General features: G+C 68.2%; 20 protein-coding genes and 1 tRNA gene. 2 read left to right on the top strand and 19 right to left on the bottom strand.

Annotated features, from left to right (window positions below):
- Window positions 1-4: 4 nt before the first annotated feature.
- Both ubiU and MBSD_RS14070 read right to left on the bottom strand, forming a co-directional pair.
- A complete protein-coding gene (ubiU, locus tag MBSD_RS14075) occupies window positions 5-1,000 on the bottom strand; it encodes a ubiquinone anaerobic biosynthesis protein UbiU (protein ID WP_062537925.1) in 996 nt (331 codons plus the stop codon).
- A gap of 61 nt (window positions 1,001-1,061) precedes the next feature.
- Window positions 1,062-2,546, bottom strand: a complete 1,485-nt coding sequence (locus tag MBSD_RS14070) for a UbiD family decarboxylase (RefSeq protein WP_062537924.1) — start codon at window positions 2,544-2,546, stop codon at window positions 1,062-1,064.
- Window positions 2,547-2,682: 136 nt separating this feature from the next.
- Here MBSD_RS14070 and MBSD_RS14065 point away from each other — a divergent pair, with 136 nt between their 5' ends.
- Complete coding sequence (locus MBSD_RS14065) at window positions 2,683-4,950, top strand: thiamine pyrophosphate-dependent enzyme (protein ID WP_062537923.1); 2,268 nt, start codon at window positions 2,683-2,685, stop codon at window positions 4,948-4,950.
- Between the two features lie 4 nt (window positions 4,951-4,954).
- Here MBSD_RS14065 and MBSD_RS14060 read toward each other — a convergent pair whose 3' ends face one another.
- Window positions 4,955-5,728: an AraC family transcriptional regulator gene (locus tag MBSD_RS14060; RefSeq protein WP_062537922.1), complete on the bottom strand. Its 774-nt coding sequence runs from the start codon at window positions 5,726-5,728 to the stop codon at window positions 4,955-4,957.
- Between the two features lie 134 nt (window positions 5,729-5,862).
- Between MBSD_RS14060 and MBSD_RS14055 the strand changes: the two genes are divergently transcribed.
- On the top strand, window positions 5,863-7,089 hold the full coding sequence (locus MBSD_RS14055; RefSeq protein WP_062537921.1) for an MFS transporter: 1,227 nt from the start codon (window positions 5,863-5,865) through the stop codon (window positions 7,087-7,089).
- A 196-nt stretch (window positions 7,090-7,285) separates the two neighbouring features.
- Here the strand turns inward: MBSD_RS14055 and murB are convergent, their stop codons facing one another.
- From murB to MBSD_RS15555, 16 genes are all read right to left on the bottom strand, one after another.
- Window positions 7,286-8,329: a UDP-N-acetylmuramate dehydrogenase gene (murB, locus tag MBSD_RS14050; RefSeq protein WP_425478120.1), complete on the bottom strand. Its 1,044-nt coding sequence runs from the start codon at window positions 8,327-8,329 to the stop codon at window positions 7,286-7,288.
- Complete coding sequence (locus MBSD_RS14045; protein WP_062537919.1) at window positions 8,319-9,356, bottom strand: quinone-dependent dihydroorotate dehydrogenase; 1,038 nt, start codon at window positions 9,354-9,356, stop codon at window positions 8,319-8,321. The genes murB and MBSD_RS14045 overlap by 11 nt, the downstream gene beginning before the upstream one ends.
- A 7-nt stretch (window positions 9,357-9,363) precedes the next feature.
- Window positions 9,364-9,657, bottom strand: a complete 294-nt coding sequence (locus MBSD_RS14040) for a DUF4190 domain-containing protein (protein ID WP_062537918.1) — start codon at window positions 9,655-9,657, stop codon at window positions 9,364-9,366.
- Between the two features lie 92 nt (window positions 9,658-9,749).
- A complete protein-coding gene (gene amaB, locus MBSD_RS14035; RefSeq protein ID WP_062537917.1) occupies window positions 9,750-11,285 on the bottom strand; it encodes an L-piperidine-6-carboxylate dehydrogenase in 1,536 nt (511 codons plus the stop codon).
- Window positions 11,286-11,380: 95 nt separating this feature from the next.
- Window positions 11,381-11,457: transfer RNA gene (locus MBSD_RS14030), tRNA-Arg, on the bottom strand.
- Complete coding sequence (locus MBSD_RS15815) at window positions 11,458-12,447, bottom strand: tyrosine-type recombinase/integrase (RefSeq protein WP_062537916.1); 990 nt, start codon at window positions 12,445-12,447, stop codon at window positions 11,458-11,460. It abuts the tRNA gene before it with no gap.
- A 358-nt stretch (window positions 12,448-12,805) separates the two neighbouring features.
- Window positions 12,806-13,477 (bottom strand): hypothetical protein, encoded by a 672-nt coding sequence (locus tag MBSD_RS14020; protein ID WP_062537915.1) that lies wholly within the window; start codon window positions 13,475-13,477, stop codon window positions 12,806-12,808.
- 14 nt (window positions 13,478-13,491) lie between these two features.
- Window positions 13,492-13,854, bottom strand: a complete 363-nt coding sequence (locus tag MBSD_RS15265; RefSeq protein WP_148667902.1) for a hypothetical protein — start codon at window positions 13,852-13,854, stop codon at window positions 13,492-13,494.
- 64 nt (window positions 13,855-13,918) lie between these two features.
- Window positions 13,919-14,302, bottom strand: a complete 384-nt coding sequence (locus tag MBSD_RS14015) for an ATP-binding protein (RefSeq protein WP_187300702.1) — start codon at window positions 14,300-14,302, stop codon at window positions 13,919-13,921.
- Window positions 14,303-14,390: 88 nt separating this feature from the next.
- The gene (locus MBSD_RS14010; RefSeq protein WP_082306689.1) at window positions 14,391-14,606 is read right to left on the bottom strand and encodes a hypothetical protein; all 216 of its coding nucleotides are present in this window, start codon (window positions 14,604-14,606) and stop codon (window positions 14,391-14,393) included.
- 41 nt (window positions 14,607-14,647) lie between these two features.
- Window positions 14,648-14,932, bottom strand: a complete 285-nt coding sequence (locus tag MBSD_RS15260; protein WP_148667900.1) for a hypothetical protein — start codon at window positions 14,930-14,932, stop codon at window positions 14,648-14,650.
- A 443-nt stretch (window positions 14,933-15,375) separates the two neighbouring features.
- Window positions 15,376-15,666, bottom strand: a complete 291-nt coding sequence (locus tag MBSD_RS14005) for a hypothetical protein (RefSeq protein WP_062537913.1) — start codon at window positions 15,664-15,666, stop codon at window positions 15,376-15,378.
- Window positions 15,663-16,631 carry a recombinase RecT gene (locus tag MBSD_RS14000; protein WP_062537912.1) on the bottom strand — a complete coding sequence of 323 codons (969 nt, stop codon included), beginning with the start codon at window positions 16,629-16,631 and terminating at the stop codon, window positions 15,663-15,665. Before MBSD_RS14000 ends, MBSD_RS14005 begins: the two co-directional genes overlap by 4 nt.
- Window positions 16,615-16,812, bottom strand: coding sequence for a hypothetical protein (locus tag MBSD_RS13995; protein WP_062537911.1), 198 nt, complete (start codon window positions 16,810-16,812; stop codon window positions 16,615-16,617). Before MBSD_RS13995 ends, MBSD_RS14000 begins: the two co-directional genes overlap by 17 nt.
- 10 nt (window positions 16,813-16,822) lie before the next feature.
- Window positions 16,823-17,098: a hypothetical protein gene (locus tag MBSD_RS13990; protein WP_062537910.1), complete on the bottom strand. Its 276-nt coding sequence runs from the start codon at window positions 17,096-17,098 to the stop codon at window positions 16,823-16,825.
- The coding region (locus MBSD_RS15555) for a DUF7666 domain-containing protein (protein WP_201797503.1) at window positions 17,095-17,602 on the bottom strand (508 nt) is incomplete at its 5' end. The genes MBSD_RS15555 and MBSD_RS13990, both read right to left, overlap by 4 nt.

Here is a 17,602-nt window from a genome sequence, read left to right as displayed (position 1 = left end):
AACCTCAATGCCAGGGACGGTGGTAGGGGCCGAGCGTGGTCTGCGTGCCTTCGGCGACGCGCGACAGATCCTTCTGCCAGGCGCTCTCGACGCGGAAGCTCTCGCGCATCTTCATCACGCGGTCGATCGCCTTGCGCCACACGCCGGTGACGGTAGCGACATAGGCGGGGCTGCGCTGCCGCCCCTCGATCTTCAGCGCGGCGATGCCGCTGGAGGCGAGCCGCGGCAGCAGGTCGAGCGTATTCAGGCTGGTCGGCTCCTCCAGCGCGTGGAACACCTCGCCATTGACGTAGTAGCGGCCCTTGCACACCACCGGATAGCCGGCGGGCTCGCCTTCGGCGAACTTGTCGATCAGCACGTCGTTGAGGCGCGCGGTGCGGCCGTCCGGTTCCTCGCCCCAGCGCACGTGGCTGGCCGGCGAACACACGCCGTGGCGGTTCGGCGACACGCCGGTGGTGTAGCTGGAGAGCTGGCAGCGCCCCTCGACCATGATGCACAGGCTGCCGAAGGCGAAGGTTTCCAGCGGCACCGGCGTCTTCTCGGCGAGACGCTCGACCTGCTGGATCGCCAGCACGCGCGGCAGCACCGCGCGGGCGATGCCGTATTCCTCGTAGTAGAACTGCAGCGCCGCGCGGGTGGTGGCCGAGCCCTGCACGGACAGGTGGCGCGCCATCTTCGGATAGCGCTTCGTCGCGTACTCCAGTACCGCCATCTCGGCGACGATCAGCGCATCCGCGCCGAGGTCGGCGGCGCGGTCCACCGCTTCCTGCCAGCGCGGCAGGCCGGCCGGCGTCGGATAGGTGTTCAGCGCGACGTACAGCTTGCGGCCGCGCGCGTGCGCGTAAGCGGCGCCGGCGTGCAGGTCGGGGTCGTCGAAGTTCAGACCGGGAAACGCGCGCGCATTGGTTTCGTCGCGGAAGCCGACGTACACCGCGTCGGCGCCGTGGTCGATGGCGGCCTGCAGCGAAGGCAGGCTGCCGGCGGGGCAGATCAGCTGCATCGTGGTTTCCCTGCGCACACCGGGCGGTGCCCGCGCAGCGTAATCACGCGGCCTGCGAGCCTCATTGACATGCGTCAACGGCGCCGAACACCTCGCGCATCAGGGCGTCGACGCGCTGCTCGACGGCGGCATCGGCGCGGATCGGCCGGCCCCAGGTGCGGTCGGTCTCGTCGGGCCATTTGTTCGTGGCGTCGATGCCGAGCTTGCCGCCGAGATTGCTCTGCGGGCTGGCGAAGTCGAGATAGTCGACCGGCGTGCGATCGACCAGCAGGGTGTCGCGCGCCGGATCGACACGCGTCGACACCGCCCACAGCACCTCGTCCCAGTTGCGCACGTCGATGTCGTCGTCGGTGACGATCACGAACTTGGTATAGGTGAACTGGCGCAGGTACGACCACACCGCGAACATCACGCGGCGCGCGTGGCCCGGGTAGCGCTTGCGGATGCTGACCACGGCGACGCGGTAGGAGCACGCCGCCGGCGGCAGGTGGAAGTCGACGATCTCGGGAAAGATGCGGCGCAGGATCGGCACGAACAGCTCGTTCAGCGCCATCGCCAGCATCGACGGCTCGTCGTGCGGCGAGCGGCCCATCCAGCTGCCCTGGTAGATCGCGTCGCTGCGGCGGCTGACGCGATCGATGGTGAACACCGGGAAGTGGTCCTGCGCGTTGTAGTAGCCGGTGTGGTCGCCGAACGGGCCTTCCAGCGCGGTGTCGCCCGGATGGATGTGGCCTTCCAGCACGATCTCGGCGGAGGCCGGCAGGTCGAGGCCGGTCAGCGTCGAGCGCACCACCTGGCCGCGCTTGCCGCGCAGCAGGCCGGCGAACTCGTGCTCCGACAGCGTGTCCGGCACCGGCGCCACCGCGGCCAGCGTGGTGGCGGGGTCGGCGCCGATCGCCACCGACAGCGGAAACGGCTCGTTCGGACGGCGCTCGCGCCATTCGGCGTAGTCCTGCGCGCCGCCGCGGTGCGCCAGCCAGCGCATGATCACGCGGTTGGGGCCGAGCACCTGCATGCGGTAGATGCCGATGTTCTGGCGGCCGAGGCGCTCGCTGCGGGTGATCACCAGGCCCAGCGTGATCAGCGGGCCGGCATCCTCCGGCCAGCAGGTCTGGATCGGCAGTTCGGCGAGGTCCACGTCCGCGCCTTCGCGCACGTGCTCCTGGAAGGCGGCCGTGTCGACCTGACGCGGCGCCACGTGCGCCAGCTGCGCATAGGCCGGCAGCGCGCCCAGCGCTTCGCGCAGGCTGCCCGGCCAGCGCGGCTCCTTCAGCGCCGCCAGCAGCTCGCCCAGCTCGCGCAGCGAGGCCAGCGGACGCCCGCCGACCGCCATCTCGATGCGCTCGACGCTGCCGAACAGGTTGCCGAGGAAGGGCAGGCGGCTGCCGCCGGCGCGCTCGAACAGCAGGGCCGGGCCGCCACGCTTCTGCACTCGCTGGCAGAACGCGGTCAGCTCGTGGCGGGTGTCGACAGGCACCGTCACCCGTTTCAGCTGGCCGCGGGCCTCGAGGGCTTGCAGGAATTCGCGCAGGTCGTGGTAGCTCATGGCGTCGCTCCCGTGGGCGCGCCACCCTAGCCGGAGGGCCGCCGGGCCGCCCTGTCCGGGATCAAGCGCCTTCCGGAGCGGAAGGGGCGGGGTGGTATCCTTGGCGACTTTGCCACGCCCCCTTTCGCCGACCGCCATGGCCGCCACGCCCCGCCCGATCCCCGCCCGCCACAAGGGTTTCAACCGCGCCGAGATCGTCGACCAGAATTTCAGCGAGTTCGTGCGCGAGTGGCGCGGCGAACCGCGGCGCGCGCCGGCCGCCGACGCGCCGGTGCTGCCGGGCAGCGCGTGCACGGTGCGCGACTTCCTCGAACTGCTCGAGTCGCAGCTGATCAGCCGCCATCTCGACCTGATGGCGCGCGTGCTGCGCGTGCAGAACAAGGTGTTCTACACGATCGGCTCCTCCGGCCACGAGGGCAACGCCATGGTGGCGCGCCTCACCCGCCACACCGACCCCGCGTTCCTGCACTACCGCTCCGGCGGCTTCATGGCCGAGCGCTTCCGCAAGCTGCCGGGCATGGACCCGGTGATGGATTCCGCGCTGTCGTTCGCCGCCAGCAAGGAAGACCCGGCTTCCGGCGGCCGCCACAAGGTGTGGGGCTCGAAGCCGCTGTGGGTGCTGCCGCAGACCTCGACCATCGCCTCGCACCTGCCCAAGGCGTTCGGCACGGCGGTGGCGATCGAGCAGGCGCGGCGCATCGGCCACGCGCTGCCGGTGCCGCAGGACTCCATCGTGATCTGCTCGTTCGGCGACGCCTCCAGCAACCACGCCACCGCGCAGACGGCGTTCAACGCCGCCGCCTGGACCGCCTACCAGAAGCTGCCGGCGCCGGTGCTGTTCGTGTGCGAGGACAACGGCATCGGCATCTCGGTGAAGACGCCGACCGACTGGATCGCCGCCAATTTCCGCGGCCGCCGCGACCTCGACTATTTCTTCGCCGACGGCCTCGACCTCGCCGCCGGCTACGCCGACGTGGCGCGCGCGATCGAGCATTGCCGCACGACGCGCCGGCCGACCTTCCTGCACCTGCGCACCACGCGCGTGATGGGCCACGCCGGCACCGACTTCGAGATCGAATGGCGTTCGATCGAGGAGCTGGTCGCGGTCGAGGCCACCGACCCGCTGCTGCGCTCGGCGGCGATCGCGCTGGAGTCCGGCCTGTTCACCCGCGAATCCTTGCTCGAACACTACGAGGCGATCCGCAAGCGCTGCTTCGCCGCCGCCGAGGAAGCCGACCGCCGGCCGAAGCTCGACCGCCTGGAAGACGTGATGGCGCCGCTGGCGCCGTACACGCCGGACGCGGTGGCCGCCGAGGCCGCGCGCGCCGATTACGCCGACCGGCGCCTCGCCGTGTTCGGCGGCGCCGACAAGCTGCCGGAGAAGCTGCCGCCGCGGCATCTCGCGCTGCAGATCAACGCCGCGCTGCACGACCTGTTCTGCAAGTATCCCGAGGCGCTGCTGTTCGGCGAGGACGTGGCGCAGAAGGGCGGCGTGTACACGGTGACCAAGGGCCTGCACAAGGCGTTCAAGGGCACGCGCGTGTTCAACACGCTGCTGGACGAGACGATCATCCTCGGCCTCGCCCAAGGTTACGCCAACATGGGCATGCTGCCGATGCCCGAGATCCAGTACCTCGCGTACTTCCACAACGCCTGCGACCAGATCCGCGGCGAGGCCTGCTCGCTGCAGTTCTTCTCCAACGACCAGTACCGCAACCCGATGGTCATGCGCATCGCCAGCCTCGGCTACCAGCGCGGCTTCGGCGGGCACTTCCACAACGACAACTCGATCGCCGCGCTGCGCGACATCCCCGGCCTGGTGGTCGGCTGCCCCTCGCGCGGCGACGACGCGGCGACGATGCTGCGCACGATGATGGCGCTGGCCAAGGTCGACGGCCGCGTGTGCGCGTTCCTCGAGCCGATCGCGCTGTACATGACCAAAGACCTCCACGAGGCCGGCGACGGCGCCTGGCAGTTCGCCTATCCGCCGCCGGAGCAGGCGATGCCGCTGGGCGAAGGCCGCGTGTACGAGCCGAAGGCGAAGGACCTCGTCGTGTTCACCTTCGGCAACGGCGTGCCGATGAGCCTGCGCGCCGCGCGCACGATCGAACGCAAGCTCGGCTGGAAGGTGCGCGTGGTCGACCTGCGCTGGCTGGTGCCGTTGAACGAGGCCTTCATCGCCGAGCAGGCGAAGACCGCCAGGCGCATCCTGGTGGTCGACGAAGGCCGCCGCAGCGCCGGCGTGGGCGAGGGCATCATCACCGCGATCGTCGAGGCCGGGCTGGGCAAGATGCCGCTGCAGCGCGTGGTCGGCGCCGACACCTACACGCCGCTGGCCGGCGCCGCGTTCCTGGTGCTGCCGGGCGAGGCCGACATCGTCGCCGCCGCCGAGGCGCTGGCGTGAAGCCTCAGGCGGCGAAGTAGCGGCTGGGCGGCACGCCCAGCACGCGGCGGAACACCGCGCCGAAGGCGCTCGGGCTGGCGTAGCCGAGGTCGAGCGCGACGCGCGTGATCGGCTCGCCCGCGCCGAGCCGCGCCAGCGCGACCTGCAGGCAGGCCTGCTGGCGCCAGGCGGCGAAGCTCATGCCGGTCTCGGCGCGGAACCGGCGGGTGAAATGGCGCCGGCTCATGCCGGCCTTCGCCGCCGCCGCATCCACCGGCAGCGCCAGCGTGGGCGCTTCCAGCAACGCGCGGCATAGCCGCGCCAGGCGCGGCGTGCGCGCGAGCGGCGTGTTCAGCGGCAGCATCGGCAGGGTGCGGATCTCGTCGAGGATCAGCGCCATGATGCGGCCGTCGCGGCCGTCGAGGTCGTAGTGCGCCGGCAAGTCGACCGCGGCGATCAGCAGCTCGCGCAGCAGCGGCGAGACCGCGATCACGCGGCAGTGCTCGGGCAGGCCGGCGGCCGCGGCGCTTGCCGCGCGCACGTAGGCGCTGCGCGTGGAGACGCGCCCGCCCATGCGCACCTCGTGGTCGACGCCGGGCGGGATCCAGATCGCGCGTTCGGGCGGCACCACCCAGCTGCCCTGCGGCGTGGTCACGGTCAGCACGCCGGTGGCGGCGTACAGCAGCTGGCCGCGGCAGTGGCGGTGGGCGGGCAGGCGCTGGTGCGGCGCGTATTCGTTGCCGACGGCGACCACGTCGCGCGGCGTGTCTTCGTAGGCGTCGACGCGGGTGTTGCGCATGGGGCATGGCCCGAATTCGACGAAAATTGACCCGAGCGCGTTTGCGGGCCGTCGCCGCGCACTCTAGAGTGCGCGTCGCGGTCGCGCAACGGCAGGCGCGTCGTCGGCCGACCTCCCGAACCCCGTCCATCGCCATGCAGACCCGCACCGACGAACTCGCGCTTCCCGCCGCGCCGTCCCGGGACGGCACCGCCTTTTCCGTGCTCGGCGCGATCAGCTTCTCGCACCTGCTCAACGACATGATCCAGTCGTTGATCCTGGCGCTCTATCCGCTGCTGAAGAGCGGTTTCGCGCTCAGCTTCGCGCAGGTCGGCCTGATCACGCTGACCTACCAGCTCACCGCCTCGCTGCTGCAGCCGCTGGTCGGGCTGTACAGCGACCGGCGGCCGATGCCGTATTCGCTGCCGGTCGGCATGGGCTTCACGCTGACCGGGTTGCTGCTGCTGGCGACGGTGAGCACCTTCCCGATGCTGCTGGTCGCCGCCGCGCTGATCGGCAGCGGTTCCTCGGTGTTCCATCCCGAATCCTCGCGCGTGGCGCGGCTCGCGTCCGGCGGCCGCCACGGGCTCGCGCAGTCGGTGTTCCAGGTGGGCGGCAACGTCGGATCGTCGCTCGGCCCGTTGCTGGCGGCGTGGATCGTGGTGCCGCGCGGGCGCGGCAGCGTCGCCTGGTTCGCGCTGGCCGCGCTGCTGGCGATCGTCGTGTTGGTGCAGGTGGGCGGCTGGTACCGCAACCACCTGGCCGAACGCGCCAGGCGTCCGCGCGCCGCCGAGCATGCGCACCCGCGGTTGCCGCGGCGCACGATCGCGCTATCGCTGGCGGTGCTGTTCGCGCTGGTGTTCTCGAAATACTTCTACCTCGCCAGCATCAGCAGCTACTTCACCTTCTACCTGATCCACAAGTTCGGCCTGTCGGTGCAGGCCGCGCAACTGCACCTGTTCGTGTTCCTGGCCGCGGTGGCGGCGGGCACGCTGATCGGCGGCCCGGTCGGCGACCGCATCGGCCGCAAGTACGTGATCTGGGGTTCCATCCTCGGCGTCGCGCCGTTCACCCTGGCGTTGCCCTACGCCGGCCTGGCGATGACCGGCGTGCTGACGGTGATCATCGGCGTGATCCTGTCGTCGGCCTTTTCGGCGATCCTGGTCTACGCGCAGGAGCTGATTCCCGGCCGCGTCGGCGCGATCTCCGGCCTGTTCTTCGGCCTCGCCTTCGGCATGGGCGGCATCGGCGCCGCGGTGCTCGGCCGGCTCGCCGACCACCAAGGCATCGAGTTCGTCTACCGGCTGTGCGCCTTCCTGCCGCTGCTCGGCATCCTCACGGTGTTCCTGCCGAACCTGGAGCGACCGCGCCGCGCGGCGTGAGCGGCGGCGCGGGGCCTTCGCAGCAGTCGCGCACGCGGCGTTCCATCACGCGGCGAGGCCGGGCGCGAGTCCCGCGTCCGCCGGCGCCGCGGCCGCCGGCGGCGGCAGGGCGAGGGCGAACACGGCGAGGTAACCGAGGCCGCGCGCTTGCATGGCGGGCGATGTGCGCCCGTCGCCGCCCGCCGCCCCACGCGGTTCAGACGATCACCGGCTCCGGCTCGAGGATCACGCCGAAGCGCGCGCGCACGCCTTCGCGCACGCGCCCGGCCAGCGCCCACAGCTCGGCGCCGCTGGCACGGCCGTGGTTGACCAGCACCAAGGCGTGGCGGTTCGAAATGCCCGCATCACCTTCGCGCAAGCCCTTGAAACCACTGGCTTCGATCAGCCAGGCGGCGGACAGCTTCGCCATGCCGTCGCTGCCCGGCCACACCGGCAGCGCGGGATGTTCGCGCTGCAGCGCCGCGGCCTGCGCCGCCGGCACGCGCGGGTTCTTGAAGAAGCTGCCGGCATTGGCGATCACCGCCGGGTCGGGCAGCTTGCGCGTGCGCAGCCGCACCACCGCCTCGGCGACGTGGTAGGGCGCGGGCTTGTCCACGCCCATCGCCGCCAGCTCCTCGCGCACGCCGGCGTAGTCGAGCCTCGGCGCGTGCGCGTGCGGCAGGTCGAATTCGACGGCGATCACCACCCAGCGCTGCGGCTCGCGCTTGAACACGGAGTCGCGGTAGGCGAACGCGCAGGCGGCGCGATCCAGCCGCTCGGTGGCGCCGGTGCGGCGATCGAACGCCTCCACCGCGTGCACGAATTCGCCGACCTCGACGCCGTAGGCGCCGATGTTCTGGATCGGCGCGGCGCCGACCGTGCCCGGGATCAGGATCAGATTCTCCAACCCGGCGAAACCTTGGCCGAGCGACCAACGCACGAAATCGTCCCAGCGCTCGCCGGCGGCGACGCGCACGCGCGCCACGCCGTCGCGCTCCTGCAGCACCTCGACGCCGCGCGTGGCGAGGTGCACGACGGTGCCCGGGTAGTCGCGGGTGAACAGCACGTTGGAGCCTTCGCCCAGCACGAACACCTGGCCGTCGCGCAGCGCCGGTTGCGCGAACAGGCCGGGCAGGGCGGCGTCGTCGCGCACCTCGGCCAGCAGCGCCGCGCGCGCGGCGACGCGCAGCGTGTTGCGGCCGGCCAGCGGCGCGTCCTCGGTCAGCGCGTAGCCGCCCATGTCGACGCGCTCAGGCCGCATCGGCGCGCGTCCGCAGGGCGCGGATCGCCTCCACGCATTCGCCGATCAGCGCCGGCCCGCGGAACACCAGGCCGGTGTAACACTGCACCAGCGACGCGCCGGCGCGGATCTTGGCGGCGGCGTCCTCGCCGCCGAGGATGCCGCCGACGCCGACCAGCGGGATGCGGTCGCCGAGGCGCTGCGCCATGCCGCGCAACACGGCGGTGGATTTCGCGAACAGCGGGCGTCCGGACAGCCCGCCGCTTTCCTGCGCGCGCGCATCGCCGGCGACGGCGTCGCGGTCGACGGTGGTGTTGGTGCAGATCAGACCGTCGACGCCGACCTGCGACAGCGCCTCGGCGATGCCGTCCAGCTCGGCTTCGGTGAGGTCCGGCGCGATCTTCAGCAGCAGCGGGCGGTAGCGGCCGTGCCGCACGGTCAGGCGCTCCTGCGCGTCGCGCAGCGTGCCGACCAGGCGCTTCAGCGCCTCCTCGCCCTGCAGGTCGCGCAGACCTTGCGTGTTCGGCGAGGATATGTTGACGGTGACGTAGCTGGCGCGCGCGTACACGCGCTCGAGGCAGAGCAGATAGTCGTCGGCGGCGCGCTCGTTCGGCGTGTCCTTGTTCTTGCCGATGTTGATGCCGAGCACGCCGCCGTAGCGGGCGCGCTCGACGTTGCGCACCAGCGCGTCGATGCCGTCGTTGTTGAAGCCCATGCGGTTGATCACCGCCTGGTGTTCCGGCAGGCGGAACATGCGCGGCTTCGGGTTGCCGGGCTGCGGCCGCGGCGTCACCGTGCCGACCTCGACGAAGCCGAAGCCGAGCGCGGCCAGCGCGTCGACGTGCGCGCCGTTCTTGTCCAGGCCGGCGGCCAGGCCGACCGGGTTGGTGAATTCCAGCCCGAAGGCGCGCGTCGGCAGCGGCGCGGGCCGCTTCGCCAGCAGCGCGCTCAGGCCGAGGTGGTGCGCGGTCTCGATGCCGGCCAGGCCGAGATCGTGCGCGCGCTCGTCGTCGAGGCAGAACAGCAGCGGGCGGGCGAGGGCGTACACGAAGGGCTCAACCGTTGAAGAAGTGCGCGAACCACAGCAGGCCGCCGAAGAACAGGAAGGCCGAGATCACGGCCAGGATCGCCGCGGCCAGATGCAGCCAGCCCAGCACCAGGCCGGCGACCGCCATGCCGTCGCCGTCCAGCTCGCCGCGGCTCTGCCGGATCTCGCCGCGCGCCATGTGCCCGCAGACCACGGCGATCAGCGCGCCGATCACCGGCAGCGCGAACCAGCACAGCACGCCGAACACCAGGCTGATGATGGCGAGGCTGCTGGTGCGGCGTGCAGGCAGTGGCGTGCTCATGGCGGTGTCCTCTCCGGAGCGATCGCAGCGTCGTCATCCGCGCAAGCGGGAATGACGCCGGATGTTTCGCTCGTCCCGAGTCCCGAGTCCCGTCAAAGATCGAACTTGATGCCCTGCGCCAGCGGCAGCGCGTCCGACCAGTTGATGGTGTTGGTCTGCCGGCGCATGTACGCCTTCCACGCGTCCGAGCCGGACTCGCGGCCGCCGCCGGTGTCCTTCTCGCCGCCGAACGCGCCGCCGATCTCGGCGCCGGAGGTGCCGATGTTGACGTTGGCGATGCCGCAGTCGGAGCCGGCCGCCGACAGGAAACGTTCGGAGGCCTTCACGCTCTGCGTGAAGATCGCCGAGGACAGGCCCTGCGGCACGGCGTTCTGCATCTCGATCGCCTCGTCCAGCGTCTTGAACGGCAGCACGTACAGGATCGGCGCGAAGGTTTCCGTCTGCACCACCTCGGCGGAATTCTTCAGACCGGTGACGATGGTCGGCAGCACGAAGTTGCCCGGGCGGTCGGTCAGCGCCTTGCCGCCGGTGACGATGGTGCCGCCCGCGGCCTTGGCCTTCTCGATGGCGGCGAGGTAGCGCTGCACCGCGCCCTTGTCGGTCAGCGGGCCCATCAGCGTCTTCGGGTCCGTGGGATCGCCGATCCTCGCCTCCACCTGCTTGTACGCGGCGGCGAGCTTCTCCACCACCGCGGCGGCGATGGCTTCGTGCACGATCAGGCGGCGCGTGGTCGTGCAGCGCTGGCCGGCGGTGCCGATCGCGCCGAACACGATCGCCGGGATCGCCAGCTTCAGGTCGGCGCTCTCGTCGAGGATGATCGCGTTGTTGCCCCCCAGCTCCAGCAGCGAACGGCCCATGCGCTGCGCCACGCGCACGCCGACCTGGCGGCCGACCGCGGTGGAGCCGGTGAAGCTGATCAGCGGGATGCGGTGGTCGTCGACGAACTTCGCCGCCAGCTCGGTGCCGGCGTCGTTGAACAGGAAGAAGATGTCGGGGAAGCCGCCGGCGCGCAGCGCCTCGTTGCAGATCTTCATCGCCGCGATCGCCGACAGCGGCACCTTCGGCGACGGCTTCCAGATGCTGATATCGCCGCAGATCGCGGCGATGAAGCTGTTCCAGGCCCACACCGCGACCGGGAAATTGAACGCGGAAATGATGCCGACCAGGCCGAGCGGGTGCCACTGCTCGTACATGCGGTGGCCCGGACGCTCGGAGTGCATGCTGTAGCCGTACAGCATGCGGCTCTGGCCGACGGCGAAGTCGGCGATGTCGATCATCTCCTGCACTTCGCCGTCGCCTTCCGGCTTGATCTTGCCCATCTCCAGCGCGACCAGCGAACCGAGCGCGTCCTTGTGCCGGCGCAGCGCCTCGCCGCACTGGCGCACCGCCTCGCCGCGCTTCGGCGCGGGCGTCGCGCGCCAGACCTTGAACGCCTCCTGGGCGCGCCGGACGATCGTCTCGTAATCGGCGGCGGAGCTCGCGTACACCCTGGCGATCACCTGGTCGGTGGCCGGATTGACCGGCGCGAGCACGCCGGCGTCGGTGGTCTTCGACCACTCGCCGTTGCCGAGGTAGGTGCCGGAGTTGGTCTCGGCGAGGCCGAGCGCCTGGAGGATCTGCTGCGACATGGAGGCTCCTGCGGAAAGCGGGCGGGCGCGGAGGCGCCGCGTAAAGCCGCGATTCTAGCAGAGGCCGGCGCCGGACCCGGCGGGCGGGGAAGGCATGGCGGCCCCGACACGATTCGAACGTGCGACCTTCCCCTTAGGAGGGGGACGCTCTATCCAGCTGAGCTACGGGGCCTCAATCACTTGCGGTGCCACTGTGCCTTTTTCTGTGCCACTTCGCAAGCATTTTCACGGCGTCCACGCCGTGCCCGGGCGCATGATGGGCGTAGCGTTCCGTGACGCTGATCGAGCTATGTCCGGCCAAATTCTTGACCACGTTCAGCGGCACGCCTGACTGCACGAGCGCCGTGCAGAACGTGTGTCGCAGCCAGTGCAGCGAGCCGCCCACCTTGGCCGCCCGACGGTCCTCATCGAACCAGTCGCCCAGCGTATCAGCGTGGGCCTCTACCAGTCGATCCTTCCCAAGCCGCTTGAGCGCAGCCCTCGCGCCCGCGTTCAGCGGCACCATCCGCCACTTCCCGGATTTCGTCCTGCCCTCGGAAGTGCTCTGCACGTAGATTGAGCCGTCGCGTACGTCGCTACGCCGCGCTTTCGCTATCTCCCCCCTGCGTAGCCCCGTGTTGGCAAGGAAGCGCCACAGCGGCCCTCTGGCGGTCTTGTAGAGGGCTTCCAACTGTTTGGGGCGGTAGTAGTCGGGCGCGCGGCTCACGGGCGGCTCGGACACGCTCACGAGCGCCAGCGGGCTGTGCTGGATCAGTGCGGGACGTGCCTTCATCGCACGCTTGAAGGCGGCCTTGGCGAGCTTGACGGCCTTATGTGCCGATCCACGGGCGGCGTGACGAATCACCCACATCTCCACCTGGTTCGGGTCGATCCCCTCGGCAGCAAGCGGCGCGAAGGCGTCGAGAAACTTTTGCAGGTCGCTGCGGGCGCGCCGGTAGGTGGTGGGCCGGGCGTGTTCGTACCAGCGCAGATAGTCCGCGATGACGGTCGCCACGGTGACGCCACGGGTCGGCGTGATCAGGCCGCGCAGTTCGGCTTCTTTTTCGGCTTGTACGGCCTCAGCCTCACGGGCGCCAATCTTGCCAAGGGACCGGCGGAAACGCTCGCCGTTCTCGATCCAGTCGAGGTAGTAGCAGGGGCCGCGCTTGTAGAGCCTTGCCATGGTCGTGCGAGCAATGCTGCGTCCAAGGTCGCGCGATGATAGGTCTTCCTGCCGCCGGAGTCATGCGCGGCGATCCCCATACGGTAGAAGGCGCGCACGGAGCAGCGGCAGTATTCGGCTGCCTCCTTCACGGTGAACCAGGTCTGGCCGTCGCTCATTCGTTACCCCACCGAATCATCGTCAAGTGGTATAGCGCCGCGCCGCTCGCGCCTGCGGATGGCGCGCTTGATCCATGCCGCAACGCCGGGCCTGCCGAGGTAGCAGCACATCCGCCGCCAGTAGCGCGAGACAACATCCTGTTCGGCGCCAGAGCGCGCGGGCTCGCGTGGCTTTGTACCGCCGTGCTGCATGTCGCCGGTCATTCCGCATCCCACTCCGCCCGCATCGCCGCAAGCTCGGCCTCCAGTTCCTGGATGCGGTTCTCCGCGCACCCGTAATGCTTTGGACCCCACGTCCAGCAACCCTCGCTGTGCGTGGTGCCGGGGTTGTCGAGCTTGGCGCGCAGTTCGTCGCGCTCGGTCTTCAGCGCCAGCACGGCGTCCACTACGAACATGGGCGCAAACCCCGGCGGGATGACGCCGGCATCAGCCAGTTCGACGCACATTTCACGCATGCATTCGGTCAGGTCGTGGCTGTCGCGGTCGGCTGATTTGGCCCGCAGTTCCGCGATCTCCGCGCGCAGCTCGTCGCGCTCAAGCACAAAGTCCGGCGTTTCGCACGGCAGCAGCGCGTCCGTTTTCTGCCTCGCCTCAATGTCGCCTTGCGCGGCGTCAAAGAGCGCGTCGAGGAACCGCACGGGCAGGCTGTACGCGCCGGCTGCCTGATAGGCCGCAGCGCATACCTTCCGCAGCTTGCGGCGCTCCTTGCGCAGTTCCGCAATCTCCGCCGCCTGGCGCTCAAGCTCGGCGCGAACAGTCGCCCATTCGCCATTGTCGGAAGCGTCGAAAACCTCAGCGCAGTATTCGACAGCTTCCCTTACCTCCGGCCGCAGGTGGTCAGTCGCCTCACCATCGTTGATGTTCTCAGCCACGGTTACTACCTCGCTCAGTCGGTGGTATCCAGCGGATTCGGCGGATAACGCTTGTTAGGCGTCAAGCCGGTTGCTTTCGCGATTGCCTCTTCGGCCTGCTCAAAATCCCACCCACCCTCGTCTTTCGAGAGCTTGGATTGGTGCAAAAGGTCGATCAGTGCGTCGAGTAGATCTGGAGCCGCTGCGATTAATCGAGCATTGGCCTTTACCGTCTCGTCTGTGCGCGCCTTATGCGCCGGTGACCATGGCTTAGGGTCGGCTACGCGCCCGCCATCCTTCGCGTAGATGAATCCATCAGCAAGCTGATGCCACGGGCCTGGCGTGTGTTCTGTTCCCATACGTATCTCCATATCGTTGCCGCCCAACAGTTCATTCAACCCGACGCCGCTTCGGGTTCACTGTGAAATCACGCGCTCACGGCGGCGCGGGTTAGCTCAGGTGTTAGGCATCAACTGATTCCCACCGTTCCCGCATCCTCTCAATCGCATCAGCCGGCACGCCGTGGCAGTTCTCCCACTCACCTTTCGCCTCAATCACGCGCACCGGAACGCCGATAGCCTTAGCGGCATCCAAGTAAGGCTGCATCTCCCATCGCCGCGTAAACGTGTTGGCTACAACGCAGCTGACCCCGCGAGTGAGGCTGTCCTTGGTGCGCTCCAAGCATTGGGCATGGGCCTTTGGCAACTCGGAAGGGTCAAACTTGTAAGCGCCTTCACGCTCAAAGTAATGGTCAGCTTCGTGGTGTTCGTAACCAACCAGCGCCAACGTGCGCGCCATAGTCGTCTTGCCGCTACCGGGAAGCCCGCGAATCAGTACCAATTCCATGCCGTCCACCATCCTTTCAAAATTGATGCCTAACCACGCGTTGCAGCCGATGCCGCATCGCGTCACGGCTGAACTTGGTTGTTAGGCGTCAGAAGGGCAGTTCATTGCCGGGACGCAAGTCGGTGCGCTGGATGTTGTCCACCACCAGCGCGCAAACGCTCTCCATGACAATGAAGGTCTGTCCGGGATTTGCTCGCGCAAGCCTTTCGGCCTCGCGTGTCGCGCCTTCCTTGGTGTTGTGTTTGCGCTGCGGGTTGTAACCCTGCGGATTCCAGACCAGCCAAAAAGGTTCACGATGTTGCATGTCGTTCTCCGTTTGTTGTCGCGTGACGCCTAACAAGGCGCTCAAGCCGAACCCGCTTCGCGGGTCGGCTTAGCTTCGGTGTTAGACCGCAGCTTGTTCTTCAGCATCGCCCGCTCTTGCGCGAGAGCAAGAAGTTTTGTCGCAGTCGCCCGGCTCATACCATATGAGCGCTTTGCATCCCGTAGCCCAGTTTCAACGCCATCCCGGAAAGCAACTTGTGCAATACGCTCGTGACTCAACTCACCAAGAGTTCCGTTGTTGCCTTCAAGATTGGCAATCAGGCGCTTCGCGTAGCGTTCGGCCCTTTGCCACTTCGTTTCTTTCATGTCTAGCCCTCAATGTCTGCGGTCTAACAACGCGTTGCAGCCGAATGGCGGCGATCCGCTGCCGCACCTTCAAGCAGTTCGGTTCATCGCAATCCGGGATGTCGCACGCTCCCAGGTCAGCAAGCGCGTGATCGGCGTCGGCCAGAAGCTCACGGAGCATCTGAACCTCCTGCTCAATCGCACTACCTGGGCTGAAAACACGTGCGCGCTTGTAGTCCTCCGGGCAGTCGCCGCATGTTTGCGTCGGATCGCCCAGTCCCATCTGATCGCAATGGCAGTTGTTCGGCATTTCATTCTCCTCGGGCAGCGCCCTAACAATTCATTCAAGCCGACGCCAATGGCGCGGCTTAATTCAGGCGTTAGCCCGCAAAGGCGCCGGGCTCGCGTTGCCTCCGTGCCTGACTGCTTTGACCGCGTTTCACGGGACCAGGCCGGGCGCGGCATTAAAACGGAAGGTCGTCGTCTGGCGGCGGAACGTCTCTGCCGGCCGGCGTGCTCTTCCGCTTCTCACGCGGCGCCTGTTTCGCGTTGTCCGGCTTCCACATATCGACCACCGCGTACCACTTCCCGCCAGCCGATACCTTCACGTCCGCGTTGATCCACTCGCCAGCCTGCCCTTGCAGCCACGCGATCAGTTCCTCGCGCTTGATGGACAGCTTCGCCTTGACGTACTCCGGCGCGCGCTCGTGCGGCGCTTTCACGATCAGACCGCTGATAAATTGTGCGTCGCTCACTCGGACTTCTCCTGCTCGATCTTGGGGAGCTTCGACTTGATTACGTCGCGCTCGTGAGTTGTAAAGATGCCGCCCTTTGTCGGGGCCAACCACAAATCCATTTGCGCTGCGGAAGGAATTTCCGCCCAAGCCTCGGCCGCGGTGTAAAGCGCGTCACTGTCCTGGGTCGCGTCCCACTCGCTGATGCGATCCTTGATCAGCTCGATTGAGGCGGCATACTGCTCGGCCGCTTCGTCGTGCCTTGCCTTCCGCTTGTCCTCGACAAAAACGCCCGGGACGACGTTTTCATCTTTTCGTGCGCCGTCGATATCGCCCATGCGCTCGGCCTCGTCCTGCTCCATGATGCCGGCGAATCCGAAGGCATAACGTGCGGCCTGAATCGTCGCCTTGTGCCGCAGCATCCGAGCAGGCCATTGCCGCCAAACATCGGTATTGCGTTTGCACTCGGCCATGTACTCCGTCACTTCGACGGGGTGAGAGCGGCCCTTGCGGAACATGCGGCAGGTGATCGACAGGAGTTGACCATCCGGCGTCACGTTATCCTTGAACTCCATCCCATCGAAGTCGGGATGCGAATTGATTAGCTTCATCCAGCCGTCAACGCTGACCACCGGCACGATGCCGCCGCGACTCGGGAACGCGAAGATTTCCTTCGTGAACGGATTGAGCTTGTGTTCCTTGGCGACAAGGCAGAACGCCGCAAGCTGTTCGTTGCTCACGTCGGTGCCGTTCATCACGGTTGCCTTGATCGTCTGGACGAATGCGCCCTTGTCCATGCCGTAATGACTGGCTAGCGTCGCCAGAACGCCGACAGACTTGGATTGTTCAATGGTGGCTACGCTGTTCATGTCGTCCTCTGCCGGATAACCGTCCGGCGCGGTGTTGTTGTAGGTGCCGACCGCGCCGCTTGTGTCGGAGGGGTTGCGCGGCGCGGCCGGCTGGGGGAACTCAGACGGCCACAGCACGCGGGAGCGATTCCCACGCCTCGACCGCTTCCTGTAACGTGGCGCGCTTGGTCGTGCGCAGCTCGCACGGCGCGCATTCCAGGTGCCATAGGTCGCGGCCCAGCGTGTTCACCGCGCGCGGCTGGCGGTCGCAGGACGGGCAGGGCGCAAGCTGGCCTTCGAGTCGGTGTTCGCGTTGCATGTCGATCTCCTCACGCAGCCGGCGGCAGGTCGCCGCCCGTGTAGTGCTGGCGCTGGCGCATGGCGTTGCGCAGCCATGTGTTCGCGCGGCTGATGGCGATCTGCATCTGCTCGCCGCAATCGAGGGTGCCTGCGGCAAGCTCGCACGCCTGTTGCACCAGGTCGTCGGGAGCCGCAATGCGCACACCCTCGCAGTGGACGGCGTGGGCTGCGCGCTGCTCTGGCGTGAGCGCGGTCGGGTTGCGCTTGCGGCGCTCGGCCAGCAGTTCGAATACGACGGCGGTCATGTCACCTCCTTGCCGTGGATATCGACTTCAACGCATGCGCTAACCACGCGCGGCGCCTTTGCTTTCGCGGGGCCGCCGTTGATCGGACGCAACTCCGACACGCGCACGCCGACTGCGACAAACTTCGTCGCCTCCGGGAAGTACGAAAGCGCGTGTGCGGGTGTCGGTCCGAAGTGCAAACCGCCTCCGCACGCGTCCGTGTCGCTAAAGTCGTTGCATGCGGGCTTGCTTCCTGGCGAGTAGTCCACGCCTCGGCTGGTCGTCCACTCGTCGTTAACGGCCTTGTAAAGCGTGGCGACGCCTCGGGAGACCTTCACGCCGTGGTATTCGCACCATTCGTCCGCGCTGAATTTTTCGACGCCCGTATGGTCAAGAACCACGCCACCGGAAATCTTGGCGCGCGCACTGTGCTTGTGGACTGCGACCAGCTTTGAGGCCCTGACGCTGGCCGAGTCGCAGGCCGTGACGCTGGCCGAGCCGCAGGCCCTGACGCTGGCCGAGCCG

This window comes from Mizugakiibacter sediminis, from assembly GCF_000953855.2.
In the GTDB taxonomy this organism is placed as follows: domain Bacteria; phylum Pseudomonadota; class Gammaproteobacteria; order Xanthomonadales; family Rhodanobacteraceae; genus Mizugakiibacter; species Mizugakiibacter sediminis.
This window is presented reverse-complemented; position numbering and strand designations above follow the sequence as displayed.